The organism is Pseudoalteromonas sp. Z9A5, assembly GCF_011378875.1.
Taxonomy (GTDB): domain Bacteria; phylum Pseudomonadota; class Gammaproteobacteria; order Enterobacterales; family Alteromonadaceae; genus Pseudoalteromonas.
The window spans coordinates 33840-60279 of record NZ_WTLC01000029.1 but is presented as its reverse complement, the minus strand read 5'-3'; the positions used below and the strand labels follow the sequence as shown (position 1 = coordinate 60279).

Annotated in this window: 29 protein-coding genes; 18 read left to right on the top strand and 11 right to left on the bottom strand. The window is 38.8% G+C overall.

Annotation, left to right across the window (positions count from 1 at the left end; translation table 11 throughout):
- Window positions 1-190: 190 nt before the first annotated feature.
- Window positions 191-421, bottom strand: coding sequence for a hypothetical protein (locus tag GQR56_RS14745; RefSeq protein WP_231613253.1), 231 nt, complete (start codon window positions 419-421; stop codon window positions 191-193).
- A 460-nt stretch (window positions 422-881) separates the two neighbouring features.
- On the opposite strand from GQR56_RS14745, the gene GQR56_RS14740 reads away from it, so the two are divergent.
- From GQR56_RS14740 to GQR56_RS14720, 5 genes are all read left to right on the top strand, one after another.
- Window positions 882-1505, top strand: a complete 624-nt coding sequence (locus tag GQR56_RS14740) for a fused MFS/spermidine synthase (RefSeq protein WP_024612168.1) — start codon at window positions 882-884, stop codon at window positions 1503-1505.
- Window positions 1498-2382: a fused MFS/spermidine synthase gene (locus tag GQR56_RS14735; RefSeq protein ID WP_024612169.1), complete on the top strand. Its 885-nt coding sequence runs from the start codon at window positions 1498-1500 to the stop codon at window positions 2380-2382. The genes GQR56_RS14740 and GQR56_RS14735 overlap by 8 nt, the downstream gene beginning before the upstream one ends.
- A gap of 848 nt (window positions 2383-3230) precedes the next feature.
- On the top strand, window positions 3231-3716 hold the full coding sequence (locus GQR56_RS14730; RefSeq protein WP_024610974.1) for a MarR family transcriptional regulator: 486 nt from the start codon (window positions 3231-3233) through the stop codon (window positions 3714-3716).
- Window positions 3706-4770, top strand: coding sequence for an HlyD family secretion protein (locus GQR56_RS14725; protein ID WP_024610975.1), 1065 nt, complete (start codon window positions 3706-3708; stop codon window positions 4768-4770). The genes GQR56_RS14730 and GQR56_RS14725 overlap by 11 nt, the downstream gene beginning before the upstream one ends.
- A 10-nt stretch (window positions 4771-4780) precedes the next feature.
- The gene (locus GQR56_RS14720; RefSeq protein WP_024610976.1) at window positions 4781-5830 is read left to right on the top strand and encodes a DUF2955 domain-containing protein; all 1050 of its coding nucleotides are present in this window, start codon (window positions 4781-4783) and stop codon (window positions 5828-5830) included.
- A gap of 65 nt (window positions 5831-5895) precedes the next feature.
- Here the strand turns inward: GQR56_RS14720 and arfB are convergent, their stop codons facing one another.
- Entirely contained in the window at window positions 5896-6309 is a 414-nt protein-coding gene (arfB, locus tag GQR56_RS14715; RefSeq protein WP_024610977.1) for an alternative ribosome rescue aminoacyl-tRNA hydrolase ArfB, read from the bottom strand.
- A 192-nt stretch (window positions 6310-6501) separates the two neighbouring features.
- On the opposite strand from arfB, the gene GQR56_RS14710 reads away from it, so the two are divergent.
- Complete coding sequence (locus GQR56_RS14710) at window positions 6502-7071, top strand: hypothetical protein (RefSeq protein WP_024610978.1); 570 nt, start codon at window positions 6502-6504, stop codon at window positions 7069-7071.
- Between the two features lie 86 nt (window positions 7072-7157).
- On the opposite strand, the gene GQR56_RS14705 is transcribed toward GQR56_RS14710, so the two are convergent.
- Window positions 7158-7769 (bottom strand): uracil-DNA glycosylase family protein, encoded by a 612-nt coding sequence (locus GQR56_RS14705; RefSeq protein WP_166112815.1) that lies wholly within the window; start codon window positions 7767-7769, stop codon window positions 7158-7160.
- Between the two features lie 150 nt (window positions 7770-7919).
- Window positions 7920-8276 (bottom strand): VOC family protein, encoded by a 357-nt coding sequence (locus GQR56_RS14700; protein ID WP_166112812.1) that lies wholly within the window; start codon window positions 8274-8276, stop codon window positions 7920-7922.
- A gap of 302 nt (window positions 8277-8578) precedes the next feature.
- Between GQR56_RS14700 and GQR56_RS14695 the strand changes: the two genes are divergently transcribed.
- From GQR56_RS14695 to GQR56_RS14685, 3 genes are read left to right on the top strand one after another with little or no spacing between them, the layout of a single operon-like run.
- The gene (locus GQR56_RS14695) at window positions 8579-8827 is read left to right on the top strand and encodes a hypothetical protein (protein ID WP_231613257.1); all 249 of its coding nucleotides are present in this window, start codon (window positions 8579-8581) and stop codon (window positions 8825-8827) included.
- Complete coding sequence (locus GQR56_RS14690) at window positions 8824-10425, top strand: PepSY-associated TM helix domain-containing protein (protein ID WP_024611059.1); 1602 nt, start codon at window positions 8824-8826, stop codon at window positions 10423-10425. Before GQR56_RS14695 ends, GQR56_RS14690 begins: the two co-directional genes overlap by 4 nt.
- Entirely contained in the window at window positions 10422-10757 is a 336-nt protein-coding gene (locus GQR56_RS14685) for a DUF3325 domain-containing protein (RefSeq protein ID WP_024611060.1), read from the top strand. The genes GQR56_RS14690 and GQR56_RS14685 overlap by 4 nt, the downstream gene beginning before the upstream one ends.
- A 207-nt stretch (window positions 10758-10964) precedes the next feature.
- Here GQR56_RS14685 and GQR56_RS14680 read toward each other — a convergent pair whose 3' ends face one another.
- Window positions 10965-11486, bottom strand: coding sequence for a lipocalin family protein (locus GQR56_RS14680; protein ID WP_166112809.1), 522 nt, complete (start codon window positions 11484-11486; stop codon window positions 10965-10967).
- A 130-nt stretch (window positions 11487-11616) separates the two neighbouring features.
- Between GQR56_RS14680 and GQR56_RS14675 the strand changes: the two genes are divergently transcribed.
- The 4 genes from GQR56_RS14675 (at window position 11617) to GQR56_RS14660 (ending at window position 13895) form a co-directional block, all read left to right on the top strand.
- Window positions 11617-12072 (top strand): YaiI/YqxD family protein, encoded by a 456-nt coding sequence (locus tag GQR56_RS14675; RefSeq protein WP_165727905.1) that lies wholly within the window; start codon window positions 11617-11619, stop codon window positions 12070-12072.
- Window position 12073: 1 nt separating this feature from the next.
- Window positions 12074-12634 (top strand): hypothetical protein, encoded by a 561-nt coding sequence (locus tag GQR56_RS14670; RefSeq protein WP_166112806.1) that lies wholly within the window; start codon window positions 12074-12076, stop codon window positions 12632-12634.
- Between the two features lie 98 nt (window positions 12635-12732).
- The gene (locus tag GQR56_RS14665; RefSeq protein WP_024613121.1) at window positions 12733-13290 is read left to right on the top strand and encodes a sugar O-acetyltransferase; all 558 of its coding nucleotides are present in this window, start codon (window positions 12733-12735) and stop codon (window positions 13288-13290) included.
- A gap of 209 nt (window positions 13291-13499) precedes the next feature.
- Window positions 13500-13895, top strand: coding sequence for an ACT domain-containing protein (locus tag GQR56_RS14660; RefSeq protein ID WP_166112803.1), 396 nt, complete (start codon window positions 13500-13502; stop codon window positions 13893-13895).
- Between the two features lie 147 nt (window positions 13896-14042).
- Here GQR56_RS14660 and GQR56_RS14655 read toward each other — a convergent pair whose 3' ends face one another.
- Window positions 14043-14924: a LysR family transcriptional regulator gene (locus GQR56_RS14655; RefSeq protein WP_166112800.1), complete on the bottom strand. Its 882-nt coding sequence runs from the start codon at window positions 14922-14924 to the stop codon at window positions 14043-14045.
- Window positions 14925-15075: 151 nt separating this feature from the next.
- Here GQR56_RS14655 and GQR56_RS14650 point away from each other — a divergent pair, with 151 nt between their 5' ends.
- Window positions 15076-15681, top strand: coding sequence for a short chain dehydrogenase (locus tag GQR56_RS14650; RefSeq protein WP_166112795.1), 606 nt, complete (start codon window positions 15076-15078; stop codon window positions 15679-15681).
- 99 nt (window positions 15682-15780) lie between these two features.
- Window positions 15781-15951, top strand: a complete 171-nt coding sequence (locus tag GQR56_RS14645) for a hypothetical protein (RefSeq protein ID WP_158001083.1) — start codon at window positions 15781-15783, stop codon at window positions 15949-15951.
- Between the two features lie 5 nt (window positions 15952-15956).
- On the opposite strand, the gene GQR56_RS14640 is transcribed toward GQR56_RS14645, so the two are convergent.
- The 5 genes from GQR56_RS14640 to GQR56_RS14620 form a co-directional block, all read right to left on the bottom strand.
- Window positions 15957-16613, bottom strand: coding sequence for a class I SAM-dependent methyltransferase (locus GQR56_RS14640; RefSeq protein ID WP_166112792.1), 657 nt, complete (start codon window positions 16611-16613; stop codon window positions 15957-15959).
- A gap of 18 nt (window positions 16614-16631) precedes the next feature.
- On the bottom strand, window positions 16632-20282 hold the full coding sequence (locus GQR56_RS14635; protein WP_166112789.1) for an AAA family ATPase: 3651 nt from the start codon (window positions 20280-20282) through the stop codon (window positions 16632-16634).
- A complete protein-coding gene (locus GQR56_RS14630; protein WP_166112786.1) occupies window positions 20279-21526 on the bottom strand; it encodes an exonuclease SbcCD subunit D C-terminal domain-containing protein in 1248 nt (415 codons plus the stop codon). Before GQR56_RS14630 ends, GQR56_RS14635 begins: the two co-directional genes overlap by 4 nt.
- A gap of 79 nt (window positions 21527-21605) precedes the next feature.
- Window positions 21606-21842, bottom strand: a complete 237-nt coding sequence (locus tag GQR56_RS14625) for a hypothetical protein (RefSeq protein ID WP_166112783.1) — start codon at window positions 21840-21842, stop codon at window positions 21606-21608.
- Between the two features lie 134 nt (window positions 21843-21976).
- Complete coding sequence (locus GQR56_RS14620; RefSeq protein WP_166112780.1) at window positions 21977-22213, bottom strand: hypothetical protein; 237 nt, start codon at window positions 22211-22213, stop codon at window positions 21977-21979.
- Between the two features lie 323 nt (window positions 22214-22536).
- On the opposite strand from GQR56_RS14620, the gene GQR56_RS14615 reads away from it, so the two are divergent.
- The 3 genes from GQR56_RS14615 (at window position 22537) to GQR56_RS14605 (ending at window position 26428) form a co-directional block, all read left to right on the top strand.
- A complete protein-coding gene (locus GQR56_RS14615; protein ID WP_166112777.1) occupies window positions 22537-24984 on the top strand; it encodes a M1 family metallopeptidase in 2448 nt (815 codons plus the stop codon).
- A complete protein-coding gene (locus GQR56_RS14610) occupies window positions 24984-25472 on the top strand; it encodes a DUF6702 family protein (RefSeq protein ID WP_166112774.1) in 489 nt (162 codons plus the stop codon). The genes GQR56_RS14615 and GQR56_RS14610 overlap by 1 nt, the downstream gene beginning before the upstream one ends.
- Window positions 25473-25810: 338 nt before the next feature.
- Entirely contained in the window at window positions 25811-26428 is a 618-nt protein-coding gene (locus tag GQR56_RS14605; RefSeq protein WP_024613113.1) for an HAD-IA family hydrolase, read from the top strand.
- The last annotated feature ends 12 nt before the right edge of the window (window positions 26429-26440 follow it).

The window sequence follows — 26440 nt, the reverse complement described above, 5'->3', positions numbered from 1 at the left end:
ATGAGGGTTCGGTGTAACGTTTTTTAGCGAATTCAATTATACCTTATCCTCATGCTGTTTGTTTTTTATACCGCAAAGATCAACACGCCCTAGACGTTCCCAACGGAAGTTGGGTGGAATCATCTGGGCAATTTGTTATCGAGGAAGTTGAATGCTAACAACACGCCCTGAGGTGGACGACTAGTAAAATTTAGCTATTAACTGCAAATTTTAAAAGTGGTGAGCCTCTGCGTTTTAAGACCGCTAAATACGTCGATTCATCGTAGGGTGTATTCGTTTTCCAATACCTAAATACAATCCTTATCCATTTAAATGCCAGTGATCTAATAATGCTGTTATGCGGCTTACCCTTGGCTTTTTGTTGCTCATAATACGCTTTAGCCCAAAACGAATAACGAATAGAAAAGCCTGCCCATTCCACAAATGTTTGCCTTAAAAAGTGGGGGTAACTATAACGCCAATGAGTCCGCATTTTTTGATCATTGCGCTCAATAACAGTCCTTTAGGTTTATACATTATAGTCTCCAATGCTCGGTTATCGTTCAAAGCGAAATATCACTTAAGTATAAAAGTTTTTAAGTTGTATCACTAAATACATAAGCCATTAAAAAATGCAAAGTGCTGATGAGTAGCCCAACATAATTGTGCTTATTATTAAGTAGCGATGCCATTAAACCCTATATTACTAGTCACTTTTAGCCTGCGCTATGCGTTTATCCACAGAAAATTTAATTTATTGCAGAGTTACTTTGTTACGTGCAGCTAATATTAAACACGGCTAATTTGTTTTTAAAAGGTTGTTACCGAATGATTTTTACACTGGCGGGCATGTTTACATCACGTTAGTATAGAGATCTATTAAGTTACCAAACGATAATTACATGACTTTAAATACAAACGCATTAATTTATTTTTTAGCCTTTTGCAGTGGTTTTTGCATTATGGGAATTGAGCTTTTAGGCGGGCGAATTCTCGCGCCTTTTTTTGGAAGTAGTGTGCACATTTGGGGAAGTATAATAACCGTGTTTATGCTTAGCTTGTCGTTTGGGTATTTACTTGGTGGTAAGTTAAGTACTCAAAATGCGTCGTTAACAAAATATGGTTTAATATTTTTAGTCGCCAGTATTATGGTGGTGCCTATTACATTATTTTCGCAGCCAATAATGGAATTTATATTTACCCATATTGAAGATAGTCGCTACGGCTCGCTTTTAGCTTCAACGGCATTATTTTTCATTCCAACAATTATTTTAGGAATGATTTCACCCTACTCCGTACGTTTACTGGTAACCGAAAGCGAAAAAAGCGGACAGGTAGCGGGAAGACTTTATTTTGTAAGTACGCTTGGTAGCGCACTGGGTACTATTATTACCTCTTTTTACTTTGTACTCGCGTTTGATGTAAACACAATTATTAGCGCCTTTGCTTTAACACTTGGATCGCTCGGCTTGCTAGCTATTGTTATTAACACTTTGGTTAATAAAAAGGAGCTTGCTCATGCTTAAATACTTATTACTGCCGTTAATTGTGCTTTCGAGCTCTGCGTTTAGTGAGGTTGTTCATGAAGAACGCTCGTTATATCGCAATATAATTGTTGAAGAAACGCATGACTTACGCTGCCTTAAGTTTAATTCTAAAAGTACCCAAACCAGTCAAAGCTGTATGTATAAAAACGACCCCGACAAACTCGTTTTTAATTATACCAAGCTGACTTTTGCGAGCCTTTTAGTGATCGAAGATCCTAAAAATGTGCTTATTATAGGGTTAGGTGGCGGTACGCTTTCTAATGTTATTCATGAGCTATACCCTGCTGCGAAAATTCATAACGTAGAAATTGATCCGGCGGTTACTAAGGTGGCACGTGATTACTTTAACTTTATAGAAAACGACGCGGTTACATCAAGTGTGCAAGATGGTCGTATTTTTATAAAACGCGCAGCGATTAAAAAAGAAAAATACGATTGGATTATTTTAGATGCTTTTAATGGTGACTACATACCTGAACATTTACTTACCAAAGAGTTTTTTGAAGAAGTGCAAAGTGTATTAACTGATGGCGGTGTAATTGCGGCTAATACATTTTCGAGCAGCAAATTGTACGAACATGAATCGGCAACCTATCACGCTGTATTTGGCGACTTTATAAACGTAAATCGTGAAAATCGCAGCAATCGTATTATTTTAGCGGGGCTTAAAACGCCGCCTACTAATGAGCAAATAAACGCTCGCGTAACAGCATTAGCACCACGGCTAGTAAAATACGGTATAGACATACAAGCAATAAGTGAGTTTATGGATTTCACTAAAGACGGACAAGATTGGCCAGCTGACACCAAAGTTCTGACAGATCAATATTCGCCAGCTAATTTATTAAACTTTTAAAGCATTTACATAACAACTCTAAGTGAAAGGTTAGTTAGGTGAGCGCGATGTAAAATCGCACCTACGGTTTTGTTGAGTGCGGTGTTTGTTTTGATGTAAGTGAGGTTTTATACCTCGCTTTAGGTAGATTATTACCACCACCAAAAAGTGATTAATTGTGTTCAATCTGCGCCTCGGTGTTTAGTGGTTAAGGTTAGATGAGCGCGATGTAAAATCGCACCTACGGTTTTGTTGAATGCGGTGTTTGTTTTAATGTAGGTGAGGTTTTATACCTCGCTTTTACTAGATTGTTATCATCACTGAGAAGTGATTAATTGTGTTTAATCTGCGCCTCGGTGTTTAGTGATTGAGGTTAGATGAGCGCGATGTAAAATCGCACCTACGGTTTTGTTAAGAGCGGTGTTTGTTTTGATGTAGGTGAGGTTTTATACCTCGCTTTAAATAGATTGTTATCACCACTGAGAAGTGATTAATTGTGTTAAATCTGCGCCTTGGTGTTTAGTGATTGAGGTTACATGAGCGCGATGTAAAATCGTACCTATGGTTTTGTTGAGTGCGGTTTTTGCATTGATGTAGGTGAGGTTTTATACCTCGCTTTAAATAGATTGTTATCACCACTGAGAAGTGATTAATTGTGTTAAATCTGCGCCTCGGTGCTTAGTGGTTAAGGTTACATGAGCGCGATGTAAAATCGCACCTACGGTTTTGTTGAGTTCGGCTTTTGTCTTGATTCCCTTCGCTTTATTGTACTTTTTACTGCCTACCTTTAATTCATTTTTAACTTATATATTTACGCTGCTTATTAAGTAGTGATATTATAGTTAGCTTGCTAACTAAATGAGAGAGCTATGGTCAAAAATATTCCCTTTCACGAAACACTCGACTTAACCATTATTGGCACTATGGGGCGAGTACATCGTGTATGTCGTGAGGCGATTACTATTGCTGTAGAGCCTTTAGGATTAACACAATCACGTTGGATGGTGTTAGTGCATATAAATATGAATGGCGAGGGACTAACTCAATTAGAGTTGGCCCATAGCTTAGGTATAGAAATGCCTTCGTTAACTCGTACACTCAAACAGTTAGAAGAACAGTCGCTCATTACTCGTCGTATAGACGAGCATGATAAGCGTAGTAAAAAACTCTATTTTACTAAACAAGGCTTCGCCGTTTTACATTCATTAACCGAGACAATTACCCATATTAAAGCTCAGTTATACAGTGGTTTTACTGACGAGCAATTAGACGCGATGGCTTATGGTTTAGTTAAAATGGAAAAGAACGCACAAAATTGTATTAAATCTCAAATTAAGGCTAAAAATGACACCTGATCAAAAGTTTGCGCGCTATGTAAGACTTTCCCTTGTGGGATTTGTTTTAGTATTTATTTACTATTTAATGGCTGATATTTTTTTACCTGTAACGCCACAGGCGCGCGTGTACCATCCTGTTGTACAAATTGCTCCACAAATTAGCGGTCGAGTAACCAGAGTGTTGGTAAGTAATAACCAACCTGTAAAGGCTGGCGATGTGTTGTTTAATATTGACCAAGGACCTTATAAGTTAGCATTTGAACAATCGCAACTTGCGCTGGACGATGCCAAATTACAAAATAAACGCCTTGATACCAATGTTAAAGCACTTGAGGCACAAATAAGTGCGGCTAATGCAAAACAACATGAGCAAAAGCTATTAAAAAGCAGAGGTGAAAAGCTCTACAAGCAAAACTCTATATCGGAGCAAGAGCTTGAAAGCATTCGTGCTAATTATGAGGCAAGTAAAGCAAACGTAGCTGCATTTGAGGCGCAATTAGCTGAAGCCATATTAGCGCGTGGTGAATCAGGTGAGCAAAACTTGGCAATGCGACATGCAGCAAACCAATTAGCCCAAGCTAACCTTAACTTATCGTACACACAGGTACTTGCATTAAGCGATGGCATTGTTACTAACTTACAATTACTTGATGGCGCATACGCTGTAACAGGCCAACCTTTACTCGCTATTGTGGCAAAAAAAGCTGATTTAGTAGCTGATTTTAGAGAAAAGTCGTTACTGCATATGAAGCCTGGCAGCTTAGCTAAGGTTGTATTTGATAGCCGCCCTGGTGAAGTTTACGACGCGCAAATTACAGCTTTTGAAGCCGGTGTAAGTAATGGGCAGTTAAGTGCAAATGGACTACTTAGTACAACCGAAACCAGCAACCGCTGGGTACGTGATGCACAACGCCAGCGTATTCATTTAAAGCTAATAAACGATACAAGTTTAATTGCTAATATGCCAAGTGGTGCCCGCGCAACGGTGCAATTATTGCCAGAGTCGACAGTTGGGCAATGGTTAGGCGCTGCGCAAATTAGGTTTATTAGTTTGTTACACTACATTTATTAATGGAGAGTATATGACTCAAGTTGTTAGCCAAGGGCCGCAATTAGACTCTAATGGCCTTCGCCAAGCACTTCGCATTGCCGGTGGGTGCACAGTAGGCTTTGCTATTAGTAAATTAATGAACTGGCCAAATGGTATATTTTTTACTGTTTACCCTATGTTGTTACTTGGCATGGTGCCTACTTTAAGCCGAGGTGTAATTAATCAATTTATAGCATCAGCGGCGTTTAGCGCATTTATAGTGCTTGTAATGCAGGGGCTTTTTTCGCATTTACCAGTCGTAATGACGTTATTAGTGTTTGGTGTTTTTTGTATTTTATTTCATAAAATGAGCAGTGGCAGTGCCTTTTTATTTGGTGCTTTAGGGGTGGTTAGCCTTTCAATTCAGCTGCACTTTTCGAGCTATGTTGATCAGGGCAGCAGTATTTACCCTCTTATTTTAACAAATGGTTTGGCTATTATTTTAACGGTTATTATTGCTGCGCTAATGCATGGGCTGTTTCCTGAGGTAACAGCAAGACCAGCTCGGGTAATGCCTGCAAAAGCAAAAGAAAGTATTCGTCATGAAGTACTGCTTTGCTCTAGTGTTGCTACGCTTTCGTTTGTGGTTTTTCAGGTTTTAGACTTACAAGATTCTATTTCTGCACAAGCAGCATCGGTGCTTATTTTATTTTCTTTATGTTGGAAAGCTGCCGGAATGGCTGGTTGGCAACGTGCCATTGGAACGCTTATTGGGTGTAATGCCGCACTTTTATCGCAATTGTTTTTGTATAGCCACACTGATTTTTTACTTTTTCCGGTGGTTATTTTATGGATATTATCGTTTGTATTTGCACGATTTCATATTTTAGGCGGCGGAATTCCAGGTATTGGTTTTGGCGTGTTAACTACATTTGGTATTTTATTTGGTAACTCTTTAGGCCCTGGGCAGGATTTAATTTATAGTGCTTTGTACCGTTTTAGTTCGGTATCGGTGGCTATTATTCTAAGCTTATGTGCTGTGTATGTTATGCATCATTTACTTAATCGCTTTAGCGTAACACGGCATCATACCTACGATTAGGTTATATCGTTTAACAATAAAAAGGCTGCAACTGCAGCCTTTTTTACGTTTAAACAATATGTAAGCTACAACTTTACACTACCGCGCAACGCTTTGTTTTGGCCGTGTTTTGTTTTTTTATCCATGCGTTTACGCTGCGAATTACGGCTTGGTTTTGTGGCTCTACGGGCTTTGTTTACCTTTGTGGCGCTTAAAATTAGGTCTTTTAAGCGTTTAAGTGCATCGTCGCGATTAAGCTCTTGTGTACGATGACTTTGCGCTTTAATTATTAAAACACCATCTTTAGTAATTCGCGTGTCGTTTAGCGCAAGTAAACGTTCTTTATAAAAATCAGGAAGCTTAGAGCGGTTAATGTCAAAACGTAAATGAATAGCACTTGCTACTTTGTTAACATTTTGACCACCGGCACCCTGCGAGCGAATTGCTGTAAGCTCTAGCTCCCACTCATCTATAGTGACAGTATTTGAAATTGTTAACATTGTGTTCAGCTCTAGTTGTCAAAAATGCATTATATCATCTGTACATTGACTTGTGGTGAATCAACTTAAATCTTAGGATTTTAACAACGCCCCATAATTTGTACTGTAAAACTGACTAATACATTTTTTTGTATTGGCAAGTGCCGTTAATTAGTTTCTAATTGGCACAACTTTAATATTAGGAAACGCTCAATGAAAAAAATACTTGTATCACTTAGCTTATTAGCAATGAGTTTCTCAAGCCTTGCAGAAGATATTAACGAAGGTCAACTTCAAAGCTACATGAAAGCATTACCAGCGGTATCAAGTTGGGCAAGCAGCCAAGAATCATTAAAAGATTTAGATTTAGCAAGTATGCTAGGTGGCTCTGCAGATCAAACTGTTGGCGAACAAAGCTCTTTAGCTAATAGCGCACTTAGCATGATTAAAGATCAAGATTTATACAAAAGCTTTGAAGGTGTTACTAGCCAATACGGTTTTACACCAGAGCAGCTAGTTACTGTTGGTACTGAAGTATCTATGGCGTACATAGAAAACTTAAAATCAGGTTTATCTACTGAAAATCAAGAAACAGCAACTAAAGTAATGAGTGGTTTAAGCAGCATGAAAAGCGCTAAAGATACAAGTGCTAGCTCGTTGATGGGTTCTTTTGGTAAAGCGTCAAGCGCCGTTGAATCAAGCGAACCAGTTGTTAGTGAAAGTAACCTTGCACTTGTGAGCGAGTATATGCCACAACTACAAAAGTTATTTGCACTACTATAAGCCTAATCGTTATTAGTTAACGCTTAAAGTATTTAAAGGTGGCATATGCCACCTTTTTTAATGCCTAAATTTTAGCTTTACTGTGGCTATAGTTGTTTTACTTCAATGGTACTAGGGCTCTTATTTAAAACATGGGCTACGCGTTGGCTAAGCTCTGGCAGTACGTCTTGTTCAAACCATGAATTTTTTTTAAGCCAAATATTATTACGCGGGCTTGGGTGCGGCAGTACCAAATAGTGTGGCCAATACTCACGCCACGATTTTACTAACTCAGTTAATGGTAACTTTTTTGTTTGTGGTAAGTGGTAGGCTTGTGCGTATTTACCTAAAATTATAGTTAGTTCGATGTTTGGTAATGCAGCTAATAATTGTTCACGCCAAGCGGGTGCGCACTCTTTACGTGGTGGTAAATCGCCTGACTTCCCTTTTCCAGGATAACAAAATCCCATAGGTAAAATGGCGATATTATTGGCGTTGTAAAACTCACTACTTGTAAGCCCTAGCCAATCACGTAAGCGATTACCGCTTGCATCGTTAAACGGTATACCCGTTTCATGTACTTTAGTGCCAGGTGCTTGACCTGCAATTAAAATACGTGCATTTGGGTTAAATTGTATTACAGGGCGAGCGCCTAAAGGTAAGTGAGGTTCGCAGATCACGCATTTACTAACTTGCTCTATTAATTGGCTCGTATTCATTTACTTTTGACCTTAAATGCTTAAAAAACACTCTTTTTGGCTGTTTATGCTTAATGAGTTGGTAAAAAATCGGTTTATTTTATCTAAAACAGCGATTAGTTAGTAAAATCCTGATCTTTAAGCCTCAATTCCCTACAGCCCTTATAGTTCCTAGTGTTCTTTCGCCCATACCGCAAATTCGTTACCACTTGGTTCTGCAAAGTGAAACCGACAACCGCCAGGAAACTCAAAAATAGGTTTTAATATTACTCCGCCAAATGCCTCTACTTTTTTAAAGGTTGCGTGTATGTCGTCGCTATAAAAAATAAGTAATGCTGCCCCGTGCTGAGTTAGTGATTTTAATGGAGCCTGAAAAATCCCACCATCTAACCCCTGCCCGCTAAACGCCGTGTACTCTGGACCATAGTCGGTAAATTGCCAATTAAATACATGGCTAAAAAAAACTTTTGTAGCCACTAAGTCGCATGCCGCAAATTCTACATAATTTAGTTTTTCGTGATCGCTCATCGTTATATTTGCCCTGTATTTTATATATTGAGTAACCTTAAATCTTATAGTTATGTGGATCAATACATTGATTTTATTTGGGATCATTATTTTACTAAGTAGTTATGCACAATGATCGATAAACCTAAATATCACAAATGAGAATAGCTATCTTTTGTATTTATAAACTATATAATAATGCCTCATTTTTACCCTCGGCGTTTATAAGGGATTAATTTATTATGCAGGCACAACCGCTTAGTGCACAGCTTTCGCAATTATTTAAAGAGCCTTCAAAGCTTAAATATCGTTTTTCGGTGTTTATGCGTTTTTTAATTGCCATTGTAGGTGGATATTGTTTTACGGCTATAACAACTGCTTTGCTTAGCCTTGTATTGCCTCTAGCCAAGCAAGATGCAGTGCTACTGTGTGTATCAGTTAGTATTTTAATTTACTCAATTGTGTTTATTTTAGCTTTTACGGTTAGATCATTAAAAACTGTTTGGATCAGTATTTTACTAGCTATAGTAACTCAGCTTTTATTACTTGCCATGTTAAAGGATTGGGTATGAAAGACAGCTTTTTTAGATCGATGACTTGGTTACACACTTGGGTAGGGTTACTCGTTTGTTGGTTATTATATTTAATATTTTTTGCAGGAACTCTTAGCTTTTTTAGAGATGAAATAACGTTATGGAATCAACCTGCCATACATAATATACAAGCCCAAACACAGCGTATAGAAGCGCAAAAACAACAAATAATTACAGGATTTGATTACTTAGCTAGTCACGGAGCTAACTCACCAAGCTGGCGTATTACATTACCTGAGCAGCGTATTCCTTATTTAATCTATGGTTATGCAAAACCAAAAGAGCCAGGTCAGCGCCGCAGTCAGTTTAAAAACACACAGCTAAACCCTAATACTATGCAAGAGCTCGAGCCCTTTGTAGATACTAAAGGCGGTAACTTTTTTTACCGGTTGCATTATGATTTACATTATATGGATGCAATAACGGCGCGCTGGATTGTATGTTTTGCTAGCTTTTTTATGCTGATTGCCATTATTTCGGGCGTGGTTATTCATAAGCGTATTTTTAAAGATATGTTTAGCTTTAGACGCAACAAAGGCAGCCGTACATGGTTAGATGCCCATAACTTAAGCTCTGTGCTTGCCCTTCCTTTTCATTTAATGATTACTTACACGGGCATTATTACGCTTATATTTATGTTGTTCCCTTACCCTGCAGAAATGACCTACGATAAGGGTATGCGTGGCTTTTTTAATGATGTAACGCCTCGCAACACCATGACCGATAAAGCCAAAGGCGAATCGTCAATGGTGCCGATTCAAAATATTTTAGATCAGGTTTATACTAAGTGGCCACATGCAGATATTACCCGCGTACAAGTTAACCAACCAAATATGGCAGCTTCAACAATTACCGTATTGGTAAGCGCAGGTAAAACACTACGTGACCAAGCACCACGCTTAATATTTAGTGGTGCTACAGGACAAATGGTCGCTAAAACTGGTGACGAACTAACTAGCAGCAAAGCGCTTTACGAGTCGCTTAATTCAATGCATACGGGGCGTTTAGCTACGTGGTTGTTGCGCTGGTTATACGTATTAGGCGGTATTGCAGGCTGTGTAATGATTGGCTCTGGTTGTATTATGTGGGCTAAACGAATTCGCGAGCGAACTAAAAATAACGTTAAACCGTCGTTTGGTTTAAAACTAGTTGAAGGGTTAAATCTAGCCACTATTATGGGGCTCCCGCTGGCAACGTGTGCATTTTTTATTGCTAACAGACTACTTAGCCCAACTACCGCAGAGCGCGCAGATAAAGAAATACTCGCCTTCTTTTTAACATGGCTAGCAGTTGCTCTTGTAGCACTTATAAAGCGCGATACACTGCAATGGCGAGTTATGGCAGCTATAAATGCTGTTGCATGTTTAAGCGTACCAGTTATTAATGCGCTTACAACTAACGGTAATATAGTTAGCTATTTGATGCAAAAACAATGGGCTTTATTTACTTTTGATGCACTGTTTTTACTGTTTAGTATATTATTTTTTATACAAACCGAAAAATTACGTACTGCTAAAAGCAACTCAAAAACAATCAGCCCTAGCCAATCTAATAATCTTAAAAGGGAGAAACCATGATTGATTTACTTGGTTTTTCCCTGTGTTTGTTCAGTTTTAACTGTTTTGCGCTGGCTAAGTTTAACCACTTTAAAGGCGTATTTAAAAAACGCCCTACAGAACCCCAATGTAAAAAGCTGTTATTAGCCGCTTGGATCAGTATTTTACTAAGCTTAGTGCTTTTTGTAGCCACTCAAGGAGGGTATGGAGCATTACTGTTTTGTGGTTTTATGAGCCTAAGTGTCTTAATTATAATGATTTTTTATAATTTTTTAATTAGTTATGTAAAAATACTAAGTATTATAAATATAGCGATAATTGCACTAACAGGGCTTTTTGTTGGTTTAAACTAGGCTTAGTTAGTAAAAGCGTGATCCGTTGTTTTTCCATATACTAGGTAAAAAAATGGCAAGCTATATAGCTTGCCAACAATAGGGGATATTTAGTGTTTCTAATACTTACTGTCTACGGCAAGTACACTTAACATAACCATAGTATATTTAAGTTACTTTACAGTGAGGTGATACTTTTATTACAGCTGTAAAGGGGCTTTACACTGTTTATTGCTCAACCCAAATGATTTTATCGGTAGCAAATCCCAGCTCTTTTGCTTTAGCTAAAAAGTGGTTTTTAAGCTCTTTGCTAACCGTTGGTGTACGCGACAAAAACCACAAGTAATCTTTGTTGTAACTAGTTATAAATGCATATTGATAATCGGGTTGGTCAAGCTCAAAAATAACGTATGCGCCATAAAACGGACCAAAAAACGACACTTTAAAATGACCTGTATCAGTGTTTTCAACAAACTTGGCTAAGCCTTCTGCGTCATCCCATTTTTTATCATCAGTTAGGTAACCTTTATTGAGCACCTTTACTGTGCCGTCGTCGTTAATAGAGTACGTTGCAGTAACTTGCTCCATCCCTTCTTCAAATGAGTGGTTAAGGCGAGCTATTTCGTACCACTTGCCTTTGTACTTTTGTATATCAAAGTTTTTAACGGGTGTTATTCCCTCTGGAGGGCTGGTACACGCACTAAGAAAAAATAACCCTGTAATAAGTAAACCGTATTTAATAGCCTTCATGTAAGCTCCTTTTTTAATTACATAAATCGTACGTATTATCTAAATATAGATGGATATAAAGTTTGCTAGCCGATTAAAAAAAATTGCTATAGGATCGTCTTAATTCTAAAGCAATAAAAATGACCATAGCATGAAAATTTGGGTAGATGCAGACGCGTGTCCTGTCGTTATAAAAGAAATACTTTTTAGAGCGGCAGAGCGTATGAAAATCGACACTATTTTAGTGGCTAATCACGCAATGCGTATTCCGCCGTCAAAATACATAAGCCGCGTTCAAGTATCGTCAGGCTTTGATGTAGCCGACGACGAAATAGTGAAACGTATTGAAAAAGGCGATTTAGTTATTACTGGCGATATACCGCTGGCGAGTGAAGTAATTGATAACGGTGGGCAGGCGCTCAACCCGCGTGGCGAGCTTTACACCACGGAGAATATTCGCTCAATACTTAACGTACGCGACTTTATGGATACCATGCGCTCAAGTGGTGTAGAAATGAGTGGCGGGCCGCCTCCACTTAGTCAAACCGACCGTCAAAATTTTGCTAATAATCTCGATCGTATTTTAGCGCAAAACAAGGCTAACTAACTTGAATACCCAATTAGTTGGCTTAGGCGATACGCAATTTAGCGTGGCAGTGTATGTAGCAAAAGCGCCGCCAATGCCGTTTTTTGAAACACTTCAATGCCTTGAACCGGTTATAAATGAACAAATAAATACCATAAACCAGCACTGCGGTAATGGTTGGCGCAAAGTATTTAACGTGTACGCCAAAGTATTGTTTGCTCTACCAAGTGAGTATTACTCATTTGCTAAACAAGCGCCTACTTGGCAGCAATATCGCGATGAGTTTTTACTGCAAAAAAGTAGTAAAACCGCCCTGCTATTTAGCGCGCCTAATATTACTGTTACTTGTACAGATAAAGCTTCAAATAATAAAAACCAGCTACACATAATTGCTGGGCGTACGCACGCTAAAAGCTTACTCCAACAAGGTAAGCTTAATGCGAAATTTGAGTGGCTCGACGACGAATTTGCAATAGATATAGCCAACAATATTATAGTATGCCCGTATTTTGATTACAGGCAGCTAAGTAATATAAAAATAGCTAGGCTTAGCGAGCTAGTTGCACAACTAAAAAATAGTTAAAAGTAACTAAATGCACACGTACTAAACAAAGGTAGTGGTGCTTAGCTTAAAAGCTGAATCTGCCACTTATAAAAAATATATTATTTGGATTTTAAATTATGACAGAAAAAGAAAAAATGCTATCTGGTCAGTATTATGACCCAAGTGACCCTGAGCTTATTGAATTACGATTAAAAGCTAGCTTAAAAACGGAAGCGCTAAACCAAACAAGTGTTATTCATTTGGATGAAAGAGCTCAAATTATACATGCGTTATTTGGCTCAACAGGAAAACAAGTTCATGTAGAGTCATCATTTAATTGTGATTATGGGTCAAATATTCATGTAGGTGAAAATTTTTATGCTAATTTTGGCTGCGTTATTTTAGACGCTGCGGAAGTTAATATTGGTAACAATTGCTTTATTGCACCACAGGTTGGAATTTATACCGCTACACACCCTATAAACCCAATTGATAGAAGAAGTGGGCTCGAATATGCAAAAACAATAACAATAGGAAATGATTGTTGGATTGGTGGTCATGCAGTCATAAATCCAGGCGTTACTTTAGGTAATAATGTAGTTGTTGCATCGGGTGCTGTTGTTACAAAATCGTTTGGCGATAACGTTGTTATAGGTGGGAATCCTGCAAAAATAATAAAAATGATTGAAAGTTAATTTGCTCAACTTAAAAACTAAGCGACTCTTTAAACTTACTCCTTTTATAATATTTAAGCTTAAACCAATCGCCAATAGAGCCTTACAAATTGGTCGGTGTTTGGAATATTGTCGAAAATATAATAGCTATACGAGATAGTAGTTTAATTAAAAAACAGTTAGAAAATAGACTTACCTACGTGAATTAAATAGGGTTAATAGGAGCGACCATGGCCGGAATTTTAGATCTAAACCAATTATTAAAATCAATGCAGCCAGAGCTTAAGCAAGGCGAGTATATTTTTTGTTGCTTGGCAGGAAAGCTCGCTGATTATGTTCATTTAGAGCCACTTGCTACTTTTGTAGAAGAAGAAGGTCTAACTCTTATATTAAAAGCTGAAACCGCCGATAAAGCAGGTATTACCTTTGAGAGTAAATATAATTTAATTACTCTTAACGTGCATTCAAGCCTTGAAGCGGTAGGAGGGTTAACCGCTGCGGTATCTGCAAAGCTCACTGAGCATGGTATTAGTGCTAATGTGGTAGCTGCGTTTTATCACGACCACATTTTCGTACAAACAAACAAAGCACAAGCCGCGATGAAAGCACTTGGAGAGATTGGTTAGGATTGCTGGCACAGCAACATGCTGAGTGATGTTGATATTAGAGCGACGGGTGGCGCTTCACTTAATCGATCTACGTTTCATAATGCTCTTGTCTTAAAAGCTTTATTAAAACCGCTTTATTTTTTATTACAAATAATAACTCTCAAATCACTCAACCACCAACTTTGATACTACCCATTTATGAAGCGGGTTTTTATTGTAGCGCGGATGCCATGCGGCTATTACGTCAAACGGCGCAGGTAACTGTAGCAGCTCTATTTTTACTAGCTCTGAGCTTACTGCGCGTGAGGGTAAAAATGCGATAGAGTCGGTTGTTTCTAGGTACATCGGCACAATAGAAAAACACGGTGCCGACACCACTACGTTACGCGTTAAATCAAAGCTTTTAAACCAATCGTCAATAGACCCTTTAAAATTTGGACGCGAAGGCGAGGCAATAATACTTGGATAACTGGCGATTTCAGCAAGGCTTGGCTTAGTTCCTGCTATTGATGAATTCGGCGAGGTAACACAAATATGTTGCTCTTCAAACAATTTAATAATGGGATAAGTACTTGGGATATAGTCAGGAAATGCAATAGCAAGGTTTACTTTGCCGCTTTCCATTAAATCGTGCAGGCTGTCTAGTTCGAAGTCTCTTATTATAAGCTTTAAATTTGGCGCTTGTGCCCGGAGTACTTTAACTAATGCTGGTAAAACGACTTGCTGTGCGTAGTCGGTAGCGGCTATTACAAACTCATCATTAACTGTTTTTGGGTCAAATATTTTAGGTGCTAATAATGCCTGAAAGTCGTTTAATAGTTTGTCTATATCTACCGACAATTCTTCAGCGTAGGGCGTGGGCACAAAACCAGTGGTTTTTCTCAAAAACAAATGATCGTCAAATACATCGCGTAACTTTTTTAGTTGCTCACTCACTGCTTGTTGGGTTAAGCCCAATTTACTCGCTGCTTTTGAGGCGTTCTTCTCGCGAATGAGCGCTTGGAAAATACGCAATTGTTTTATATCTAATCGGTCTAACTTGCTCATGCTGCTGCCAGTGTTATTTAGTAATAATATTTAACCTATCACATAACCAAATTATCTTGTATCTCTTACATAAAAGGGTTGTTTCTAATTGTTAAAATACTCCCTTACTATGCTCCTACACACTAAAGTGAACAAATGATTGGAGCAAACAATGAAAACAGTAATTTTAATAGGCGCACTAGGTAAAATGGGTCAAGCGGCATTAACCGGTTTATCTAAGCATAAAGTAATTACAGCGGGTCGTTCGGGCGATGTGGATCATATTGTTGATATTACCAGCGAGCAATCAATTACTGAACTGTACGAAAAAGTAGGCCATTTTGATGCAGTAGTTAATACCGTAGGTTTATGTGAGTACGAAACGTTTGCAGATATGAGCGAAGCCCAGTGGATGAGCACTATTATGAGCAAAATGATGGGGCAAATTAACCTTGTACGCATTGGTCAAAAGTACATTGCCGATAGCGGTTCATTTACGCTAATTAGCGGTATTTTAAACGTTAAACCTATTCCGTTTGCTATTGCCGATGCAACAACCAGTGGTGCAATAGATACGTTTGTTAAATGTGTATCGCTTGAAATGCCACGTGGCACACGTATTAATGTGGTTAACCCTACCGTACTTGAAGAAGCATGGGACGTATACGGCGAGATGATGCCAGGTTTTCAGCCAGTACCAGGCAAGCTTGTAGGTAAAGCGTTTGAGCGTTCGGTTGATGGCTTTATTACTGGCGAAGTTATTTTTGTAGATGCATAACTACCCACCATAGTGGTGAGAGATGCTAGCAAACTAATAAGCGCTTTGTATTTACAGTAACTGCAAAGCGCTTTAAAACATATTTTAATAGGTGATGAGATGAAAAAATTAATACCCGTATTTGCTATATTATTGGCTGCAGGTTGCGCCAATGTAGCGCCAAGCTCGCAATATGCTAGCGAGCCAGGTGCCGACTCTAATAAAGAATGTAAAACTATACCGCGCCATAAGCACACAGTTCAGTGGTGTAAGCCACATTCTTCTAGATAGATAAACTAAACAACGTATCCGCTAAAGCCTAGCGCTTTAAAATACAGTTTCGGAATGCCAAATTTGCACTCGTTTAGCAGTTCGCTAAAGCGCATTCTATCAAGTGGGTAAAACTCATTTTCTAGATCGTGATCCATTTGTGTTTTACCTGTATCGGTTAAACCTAGCTGTGCACACGTTGTTAGCTGTGCTTCGCGTTCAAATGGTGTTTCAACTCGCATTAAGTCTGCAATGTATAAATGAGCGTCTTTTTTAAGACTGCCTTTAATTGCTTTTAATAACTGTTTTTTATCGCCATTATCTTGTTCAAAATGCATGACTAATAAACATAAAACGGCATCGGCTTTAACTGATAATTTATCAACAGAGCCATTATGAATAGTAACGCGGCTTGCTATGCCCTGCTCATCAAATTGCTGCTTTGCAATTGCTAGCATATCGGCTGATGTATCTTGCGCGGTAAATTGCCATGTTGGATTTAATGCAGCCAGTGCGAGCACTTCTTTACCTGTGCCTGCCCCAACTACCAAAATATGTGCATTGTCGCTTAGCGTTGCTTGTAGCTGTGCGTTAGTTAGTTGATGTAATAGCTCATAACCTGGGACTAAACGGGTTATGCGGCTATCGTATTGTGTTGCTTGTTCGCCTGTAAATGTTGGCATTTTTAAACTCCCTAATAGCTATATAACTTCAACTGTGGAATATCCACCTGGCTTTTTGGCTACATGTACTTGAGTCGCTACACGTTCGCTCATTTCTCTTACATGCGATATAACGCCTACTTTTCTACCTTGTGCTTGTAATGAATCAAGTGCGTCCATTGCAATGCTGAGGGTTTCGCTATCTAACGTACCAAACCCTTCGTCAATAAACAAAGAATTGATTTGCACTTTATTAGATGAAAGTGATGCTAAACCAAGTGCAAGCGCTAGCGATACTAAAAACGACTCACCGCCCGAGAGTGTATTAACAGAGCGTTGCTCGTCTGCCATATCACGGTCGATAATCGCAATGTCGAGTGTTTGCGCTATTGCCGTTAATTCGTAGCGTTTATTGAGCGTTTTTAAATGGCTATTCGCATAATGCAGTAATATTTTTAAGGTTTGTGTTTGCGCTAAATTACGCATGGTTTTACCTGTTGCATCGCCCAATACTTTATTAAGTAAGTGCCACTGTTCAACCAGCGTTTTAAGCTTAGTTAACTCAGCTTGCTTACCTTCAAGCGCTTTAGCGTTTTGAAAATGTTGCTCAATAGCGGTATTGGTTGCCAGTAATGAACTTTGCAGCTGCGTTTGTTGCTCGTTTAAGCTACTTAGTTGCGTACTTAAAGCCTCTGCGCTTTGTGTTGGTTTATCGCTACTGTTGTGTTTTTCAAGCGTAAGCTGCTGCTGTTTTAATGCGGCGTTTGCATCGGTTAGCGCTTGAGTTAACTGCTCGTGTTGATTTAAATGCGTTTTAATAACATCGCTACTAAGCGTTAGTAAAATTTTGACCTGTTCGTGCGTTGCATTGCTAAATTGCGCTTTAAAGTCGCTAAACCACTCGTTATAACGTGCCTCAAGCGTTGCTAGCTCTTGGCTGTTTTCAAGTAAGCGTTGCTCTGCGTTTTTAAGCGTTATAGCGTGCTCGTCTCGCTGCTTAATAGCATCGTCATGTGCTTTTTGGCTAGCTTGAACCAGCAATTGCTTTTGCTCTTGCTCACTTGTGAGCTTTGCTTGGTAGTCGTCTGCGCTTATTTGCTCGTTATTAAATAATGCTAAGCGCTCACTTTGCACAGTGCTTAATAGCGCTTTAGCTTTAATGAGCTCCTCATTAAGTGCTTTTAACGATTGCTCGTTGTTACTTATAAGCGGTGTGATCTGCTTTATTTGCTCATTAGCTGTGTCTTGACGTTTTTGGCTCTGCTCAAGTTGCGTTTGAGTTTGCTGGTACTGCGTAACTTGCTCATGCAGCTGGGCAAGTTCAAGCGTATTGGCTTGCAGTTGTTGCCAAAAATCACTGTTTTCAAATTGACTATTAAGCGTTGTACCCAGCTCGTTAATTTGCGCACTTAGTTCGCTATGCTTACTCGTTATTTGGTTTTGCTGATGTGTAAGCTCAAGCTGTTTATTACTCAATTGCTGCTGTACTTGCTGCTCTGCTTTGAGTGCTGCTTGTAGCTCATTTACTTTGGTTTGCAGTGTACGCTGGCGTTTTTGTTGCTCAAAGTATTGCGCTTTTTGCTCCGTTAACTGCTTATAAGTGACTTCAAGCTGGTCGGCCGTTAAGTCGTTAAGCTCGGTACGTGCGCCTTGCATGGTATTTTTAATATCAAGCTGTTTAGCTTTTGCTGTTTGTATTACTTGCTCAAGTTGTCCATGTTCAGCAGTTAATACAGCATGTTGAGTTTGATGCTTATGCAGCTCGCTTTGTGCATGATCAAATTGCTTTTTAGCGGTATTAAAAGCATTTTCAAAATCAGTAATTAAGTTATTTAATTGCTGATTTTGATTTACCGCATACGGGTGCTCAGTAGCACCGCATACCAAGCAAGGTTCATTAGGGCGAAGTTCAGTACGTAAATGCTCTACGTTTTCGCTGGCTCTTAAACGCGCTTGGTTAAGTGCGTACTCGCTGCCTTTTAGCGCTTGCTCACTGGTTATTAAATTTTGGTTAAGTAAAGCGTGAGCTTGCTGGCTTTCATTTAGCTGCTGGTTGAGCACTTGTTGGCGTTGCGTGCTTTGTTTTAGCTCTGCGTTAAATTGCCCATAACGCTCGCGTTGCTCTTTTAAGTAATCAATACTCTTTAGCTGTACGTCGCAGTGCTCTGCATTAAATGCATTGAGCTGATTATTTAATACCTGTAATGCCGATTGCTCATTATTAACTAACGCCTCGCACTGCTGCACTTTATTATTTTGTGTATTTAAAAGATCGCTCTGATTTGCAAACTCGTTATTAAGAGTTTGGCTTTGTGCAAGGTTTGCAGTTAATTGCTGTTGTGCATTTAAGTAGGTATTAAAGCTTTGCTGATAGTAGCTCCAATCTTTTGCTAAAACATGCAGCTGTTCATGCTCATTAAGCCATTGCTGGCTTTTTGTAGAGTCGGTATTAGCAAGCTCTAACTCGTTACTGCTTTGCTTTAACTGCTGATTGAGTTCATCAAGTTGCGTTTGCTCTTTAGCTATTTGTGACTCAGTACCTTTTATACTTTGGCTTTGCAAAGCAATGTTGCTGTCGAGCTCGCGCGCTTTAGCAATAACGGGCGCTGCATTTTGTTTTTGCTCATTTGCGTTATTAAGCTGCTCGGTGTGTTTAGTAAGCGCGGTATTACACTCGTTAATTACCGCTAAATGATCAACACTTTTAAGCGTTGTAATTTGCTCATTTTGCGCTGTGTTTTGATCAGTTAACAAAGTAAAGCGACTGCGGTTATCTTTTATTTCAAGCGCTTGTTTAGCTTGTTTTGCTTGCTCGCTTTGCTCAGCGATACTTTCAAGCGCTGAGCTTGCGTGTTGCTGGGTTTGCTGCGCTTGGAGTAAGTTTTGCTCAAGCACTGCTGCTTGTTGATACCAGCTAAGTGCTTTTTCAGTTTTGGTCAGCTCTTTTTTAGCGTGTTCGGTTTGCGCTTTTAAATCGGCTAACTTGGTTTGTTGTAGCTCAAGTTCTTCTGGTGTTAATAGAGTATAGCTTTCAAGGCCTGCTTTAAGCGCTTCAAGCTTTGCTACTTGCTCTTTATGGCGTTCAAAAATACGCACGCCAATACGGCTAAACTTATCGGTGCCTGTTAAGCACTCTAAAAGTTGCGCTCGCTCATCGCCAGTGGCTTTTAAAAATGCAGCAAACTCGTGTTGCGCTAATAACACCGCACGCGAGAACTGCTCAAAGTTAAGCCCTATTTTGCTCTCAACTTCTTTTATTGTGTGGCTTTTATCAGCTATTAGGGTTTCGTCTGGCAGGGTTACTAAAGTGTGCTCTGCAACTTTAAGCTTGCCTGTTACTTTTTTATGGGTGCGTGAAATTGTATAGCGCGCACGATAAAGCTGTTTATCTTGCCCTAAAAAGTCAACCTCAGCGTAGCCTTCCCAGGTGCCTCTACGTAGTAAGTTTCGCGCATCATTTAGCTTAATGCTGTCGCCGTTAAACTCAATTAAATTACCTTTATCGCCACGTAGCCGTGCTGTTTTTGTATAAAGCGCTAAGCATATCGCATCTAAAAAGGTACTTTTACCTGCGCCGGTATCGCCTGTAATGGCAAATAAACCCGCGTCTTTTAATGGGGCTTTAGTAAAGTCTATTTCAGCGTCAACAATTGAGGCTAAGTTATGAATACGAACTGCGGTTATTTTCATAGTTGTTCTTGCTCCGTTAGCTCGTTTATCACGTCACTTAAAAGTGCTTTTAGCTCATCGGGTACGCTTTGCCCTGCCATGTCTTTATCGTTTGCAAATGCTTGTTCTAATAAATTAAGTGGGTTGAGCATTTCAACCTCGCTTAAATCTTCAAATACGGTGTTGTCGTCATTGTTAGCTAATTGCTCGCGTACGCGTTCAATACCACAAAATTTAATATGCTTACCTTCAAGCGCTTGTTCTATTTTCTCTCTGAAGGTGGTGTCAGTATCGCTCGATTTAAGCTTCACACGTAAATAAGGCGCTACTGTATTTTGTGATGTGTCGAGTGCTTTAATTTGCTCGCACAGTTCACTTAATGGCACGCACTCCCCTTTTGGTAAAACAATTACATCGGCAGAGCGTGGAATGTAAAGGGGGTTTACAGTTGTACTAATCTGTTGTTTTTCATCAGTAATAAACTCAACAACATTTATTTGGTGCGTGTAATTACGCTCTGCAAACGACATTGGAATGGGTGTGCCGCTGTAGCGAATAACATCGCTTTTAGCAACTTGTTGCGCTTTGTGTAAATGCCCAAGGGCAACATAGTTGGCATGTTTACCAAATACATTAGCTGAAATAGACTCTTCACCGCCTATTACTAAGTTACGCTCAGAATCACTTGATATATCTCCGCCTTTAGCGTGTAAATGCCCCATAACTATTAATGGTGAGTTTTGCTCATTTATATTAACAGCTTGCTCTAAGGCAAGTTCGTAAGCTTTTGCAACGCCTTGTGCATAGCTAGGGCCGCTTTCACTTTGGCTAAGTGAACTTACATCGCTTGCACGTAAAAATGGCATAGCAACGATTACAGCGCGTTTACCATTAGTATTTATGGTAATAACAGTTTCATCGGGTGTTGTAGCATCAAAGCGGCCTACTACGTGCGTATCAAACTGTGCTAGTAATGGTTTGGCTGCCAGAATACGATTTGCAGAGTCGTGGTTACCCGCAATAATTACCACGTGTAATAGTGGGCATGCTTTTTTGGCGTCTTTAATAAATTGATAAAGCTGATTTTCGGCGCTAGCACTTGGAGTCGCTGTATGATAAATGTCGCCAGCAACTAAAAGTAAATCTATTTGTTGTTCAACAAGAGTGGTTAATAACCAGGTAAAAAAGGCTTGGTGTTCAACACGGCGATCGTGTTCGTAAAATTGTTGGCCAAGGTGCCAATCTGAGGTGTGGAGGACTTTCATGTCGCGCTCTTAATAAAACCGTAAGAGCGCCAATATACCCAAGACATTTAAAGATGCAAGCCCAGAGCCTGCATTAGTGCTAGGTTAAACTATACCAACTAACAAAAACCACAGGTAATGCTAAAAGTGCCATCATTAAAGGGTATTTTAAGGTTTTAGTTTGCTTTGTTTGTAAAACTTTTAACGCATTAGTTTCGTTACAAGCTGCTACTTTATCAATGTAAAAATAACCAGAATCGAGATACTGTTTACAGTTGTTCTCATTTGCCGGGATAGCAATTAGTTCTTGTTGTTTTTTTAGGATATAAAAATCCATAAGCCCACCGCATTTCTTGCTAGTAATCGATATTAATTTGAGGATAAACGTGACGAGTTTATTTGCCTCAAATAAAAAGGTGGGCGATTTTAAATACAAATGGCACCAAAGATCAACCAATAAATTAACTATTTTTAATTTATGGTAGAAATAGTTAAAAATATTGATACTACGGCAATATTTACGCCAATAATAACCCATTTCTTATTACTTTTTTGCATAGATGGGAGTCGTTTTAGCGCATCCTGTTTGTTACATGCCGACACTATATTTACGTATTTGTAATTATTACTTTGGTAACTTTCAAGCAATTCTTCTTCAGCTGGAATAGCTTCGAGCTGCTGATCTTTTTTAACAATATAAAATTTCATAGCAGTCTCTCTTTTTTACTAATGTAATTTGAAGTTAATGTAAGTTAATAAACATACCTACACTGTAGTTTGTTGTAATGAATTAGGGATGAACCCTATAAATCGAGTTGTTTGTTCCTATTTTGATACTGAATGATTGTGTTTTTTGTAAACCCCCTTTACAGTTTTGCTCCCGTTTATTTTAGTCATAGTTTTATACATAATAAAAAGCTGTAAAACGTTAGTGAATACCACCTTATAAAAGCTGCACTTTGTCGTTAATTTATTGAACAATAGCCATTATTTTGTCAAAGTACGCCTACTAAAATCTATCAGGACTAACAATGAAAAAAACAGTTCTTACGCTGAGCGCTTTTGTATTGCCATTGGCAATGTCGAGTGCAGTTATGGCGTCTTCAGTTGAGCAAACAAAAGGTTCTTATGTTGATAAGTTTCGTCAACTTGACGAAGCTTTGCCAACACCAAATGTTTACCGTAGTGCGGCTGGCGAACCAGGTGAAAAATACTGGCAGCAACGTGTTAATTACGATATTGATGTAAAGCTAGATGAAAAAAAGCATCGTATTACCGGTAGCCAAAACATTGAATATAAAAATAACTCACCGCATACGCTTAAATATTTATGGTTACAGTTAGATCAAAATATTTTTAAAAGTGATTCAATTGCCGAAACAACAAAAACATTTAAAAGCACTTTAGAAAGCTTACCAGCTCAAAAACCAGCTAAATTAAGTTTAGGTGAGTTACGTCGTCAGCAATTTATGAGCGACAACGAACTTGGTTACACTATTAGTGGTGTTAAAGACGAAGACGGCAAAGAGCTGCGTGTAACTGTTGTTGATACTTTAATGCGCGTTGATTTAAACGAGCCATTAAAACCAGGTAAAGAAGTAGAATTTAGCATGAACTTCGCCTTCAACATTGTTGAAGAAGATGCTGTAGGTGCACGTTCTGGTTACGAGCATTTTGAAGAAGACGGCAACGACATATTCTTAATTGCTCAGTGGTTTCCTCGCTTAGCCGCTTATACCGATTATGAAGCATGGACAAACAAACCATTTTTGGGTTCTGGTGAATTTACGCTTGAGTTTGGTGATTACGATGTAGAAATTACCGTTCCTGCAGATCACATTGTATCGGCTACTGGTAAGCTTGATAACGCGAGCAAAGTACTTACAAGTACTCAGCGCAAACGTTTAAAAGAAGCTGAAAAATCTAAGCGCCCTGTATTTATTGTTAACGCAGAAGAAGCGCTAGAAAACGAAAAAGAAGGCACTGACAAAACTAAAACGTGGCACTTTAAAGCGCAAAACGTACGCGACTTTGCTTGGGCGTCTTCTCGTAAGTTTATGTGGGATGCAAAAGGCTATCAACAAGGTGGTGACGTTCAGCCTTTAGTTATGGCTATGTCGTTTTTCCCTAAAGAAGGTGGCGACTTATGGGAGAAGTACTCAACTGAAGCGGTAGTACACACAATGGAAGTGTACTCTAAGTATTCTTTTGATTATCCATACCCAACAGCTCAATCTGTTAATGGCCCTGTTGGCGGTATGGAATACCCAATGATTACCTTTAATGGTCCGCGCACTAAGCTACAAGATGATGGTACACGTACTTATTCTCAAGCTGAAAAACGCTTTTTACTTGGCGTAGTTATTCATGAAGTGGGTCATATTTATTTTCCAATGATTGTTAACTCAGATGAACGCCAATGGACGTGGATGGATGAAGGCTTAAATAGCTTTTTAGATGGCGTTGCTGGTCGTGAATGGGATCCTACTATTCCTTGGGGCGTTGAGCCTCGCGATATAGTGAGCTACATGAAGTCACAAAACCAAGTGCCAATTATGACTCAGTCAGACAGCGTACTACGTTTAGGCCCTAATGCTTATACTAAACCTGCTGCAGCACTTAATATTTTACGTGAAGTTATTTTAGGCCGTGATTTATTCGACTTTGCTTTTAAAGAGTATGCTCAGCGTTGGAAATACAAGCGCCCTACCCCAGCAGATTTTTTCCGTACTATGGAAGAAGCATCGGGTGTTGATTTAGATTGGTTTTGGCGTGGCTGGTTTTACACCACAGACCATGTAGATATCTCTGTAGATAAAGTGTATCAATTGCGCTTAGATACTAAAAACCCTGATATTGATTACAACCGTCTACGTGATATTGAAGCAGACAAGCCTACATCGTTATTTGTTGAGCGTAACCGCGCACAAGGCAAAAAAACATGGGTTGAGCAAAATCCTGATGTTACCGATTTTTATGACGAAAATGATCGCTTTACTGTAACCAATAAAGAACGTAACTCGTACAACAAGTTTTTAAAAGGGCTTGAGCCGTGGGAGCGCAAAACGCTTGAACGTGCTTTAGAAGAAGATAAAAACTATTATGTAATGGAATTCTCAAACCTTGGTGGTTTGGTAATGCCTATTTTGCTTGAGTTAACATATGAAGATGGCAGCAAAGAAGATCGTTACATTCCAGCTGAAATTTGGCGTCGTAATTACAAAAACGTTCAAAAGCTAATTATTACTGATAAAAACAAACCGCTTGTATCGGTTACTGTCGATTCAGGTTGGGAAACAGCTGACGTAGATGTTGAAAACAATAACTACCCACGCCGCATTATTCCTTCACGTATCGAAGTGTTTAAAAAGGAAAAGAGTAAAGCTAAAGTGAGTCGCGATATCATGCAAGATATTAAAACTGAGCTTAAAAGCGATGAGAAAGAAGACGAAAAGGATGACGGTGAGGAGCAGCAATAATGCGCTTTTTGCTTATTGTTGTTTGTTTTTTAGTTGCTGCGCCGAGCATGGCGCATCAGCTAAAATCGTCAGTTACAACGGTGCTTTTTAATAAACGTACGCACAACATTGAGTTAATGCATCGTTTTTATTTACACGATACCGAACATGCCGTAGGAACATTGTTTAAAGGCAAAATCGATATCATTAATAATAAAGACGATCAGCAACGCTTTGCTAAGTATGTTGAATCACATGTGGCATTACAAACGTTAAATGGTAAACCTTTACCGCTTAACTTTGTAGGAGCACAAGTTGATGGTAAGTTTTTTTGGGTTTACCAAGAAGCGCCGATCCCTAAAGATATTGAAGGGATTAGAATGAGTAATGGTGCACTGCGTGATTTGTGGCCGTCTCAAGTAAATATGGTTAATGTTGAGGGCAAAGGTAAAATTAAAACTTTAAACTTTGCTCAAGATGATACTTGGCTTGAAGCTCGCTTTGAGTAAAGTTAATAATTAGTTAACTAATACCTTCCTCATAATGCGCGTATATTAAATATACGCGCATTTTTTTTCTTCCATTTAAGTCATGTTCATAATTGATCTGTTATATGTAAATTTACGTAAATTTTAAGTGTTTAGTATTGTATATTTCCCTTGTTTTGCGCAATCTATAAATATGGACTAAACTTTTTATTTTTAGTTTATTATCAATAGATTGATGTGTTTATCGCATTATTAAAAATATAATTGGTGTCATTTATTCCCATTAGTTGGGTATAAGCAGTAGAGCATTTTATGTTTAAAGTATATTTAATTGATTACTATAAAATTCAAGGATTGATATGACCACTCAGATAGAAGCTATTTATGGTGTTATTTTTGATTTAGATGGGACCTTAGTATCTTCTGAATTAGATTTTTCACTAATAAAGGCACAAATTGGTTGCCCAAGTGAACAAGATTTACTTGATTACATTGCACAGCTTCCTTCCCCTTATATGCGCGAAGAGGCAATGAATATAGTTCATCAGCACGAGTTAGTTGATGCGCAGCATGCTCGTATTTTACCTGGCGTAAGCGAAGCGGTAGAAGCATTAAAAGCCAGAGGAATTCCTATGGCTATTGTCACTCGTAATTTTGATAAGGCAGCTGCAATTAAGCTGCAAAATAATCCACTGCCTATTAATACTGTTTTAACAAGAAGTGATGCACCGGCAAAACCAGATCCAAGTGCTTTAAATGCAATTGCCACACTTTGGAATATTAGTGTTGAAAATTTATTATATGTGGGCGATTACCTTTACGATATTCAAGCTGCACATAATGCAAATATGCGCGCGTGTTTATATGCTCCAGAAATAACGCCAACATATGCAGCTCAAGCCGATTACGTTTTACATGACTTTTTTGAATTAGTGGGATTAGTCGATAGTTATTCAGAAAAAATAGAGTTATGTTAAATAGCGTGCTAT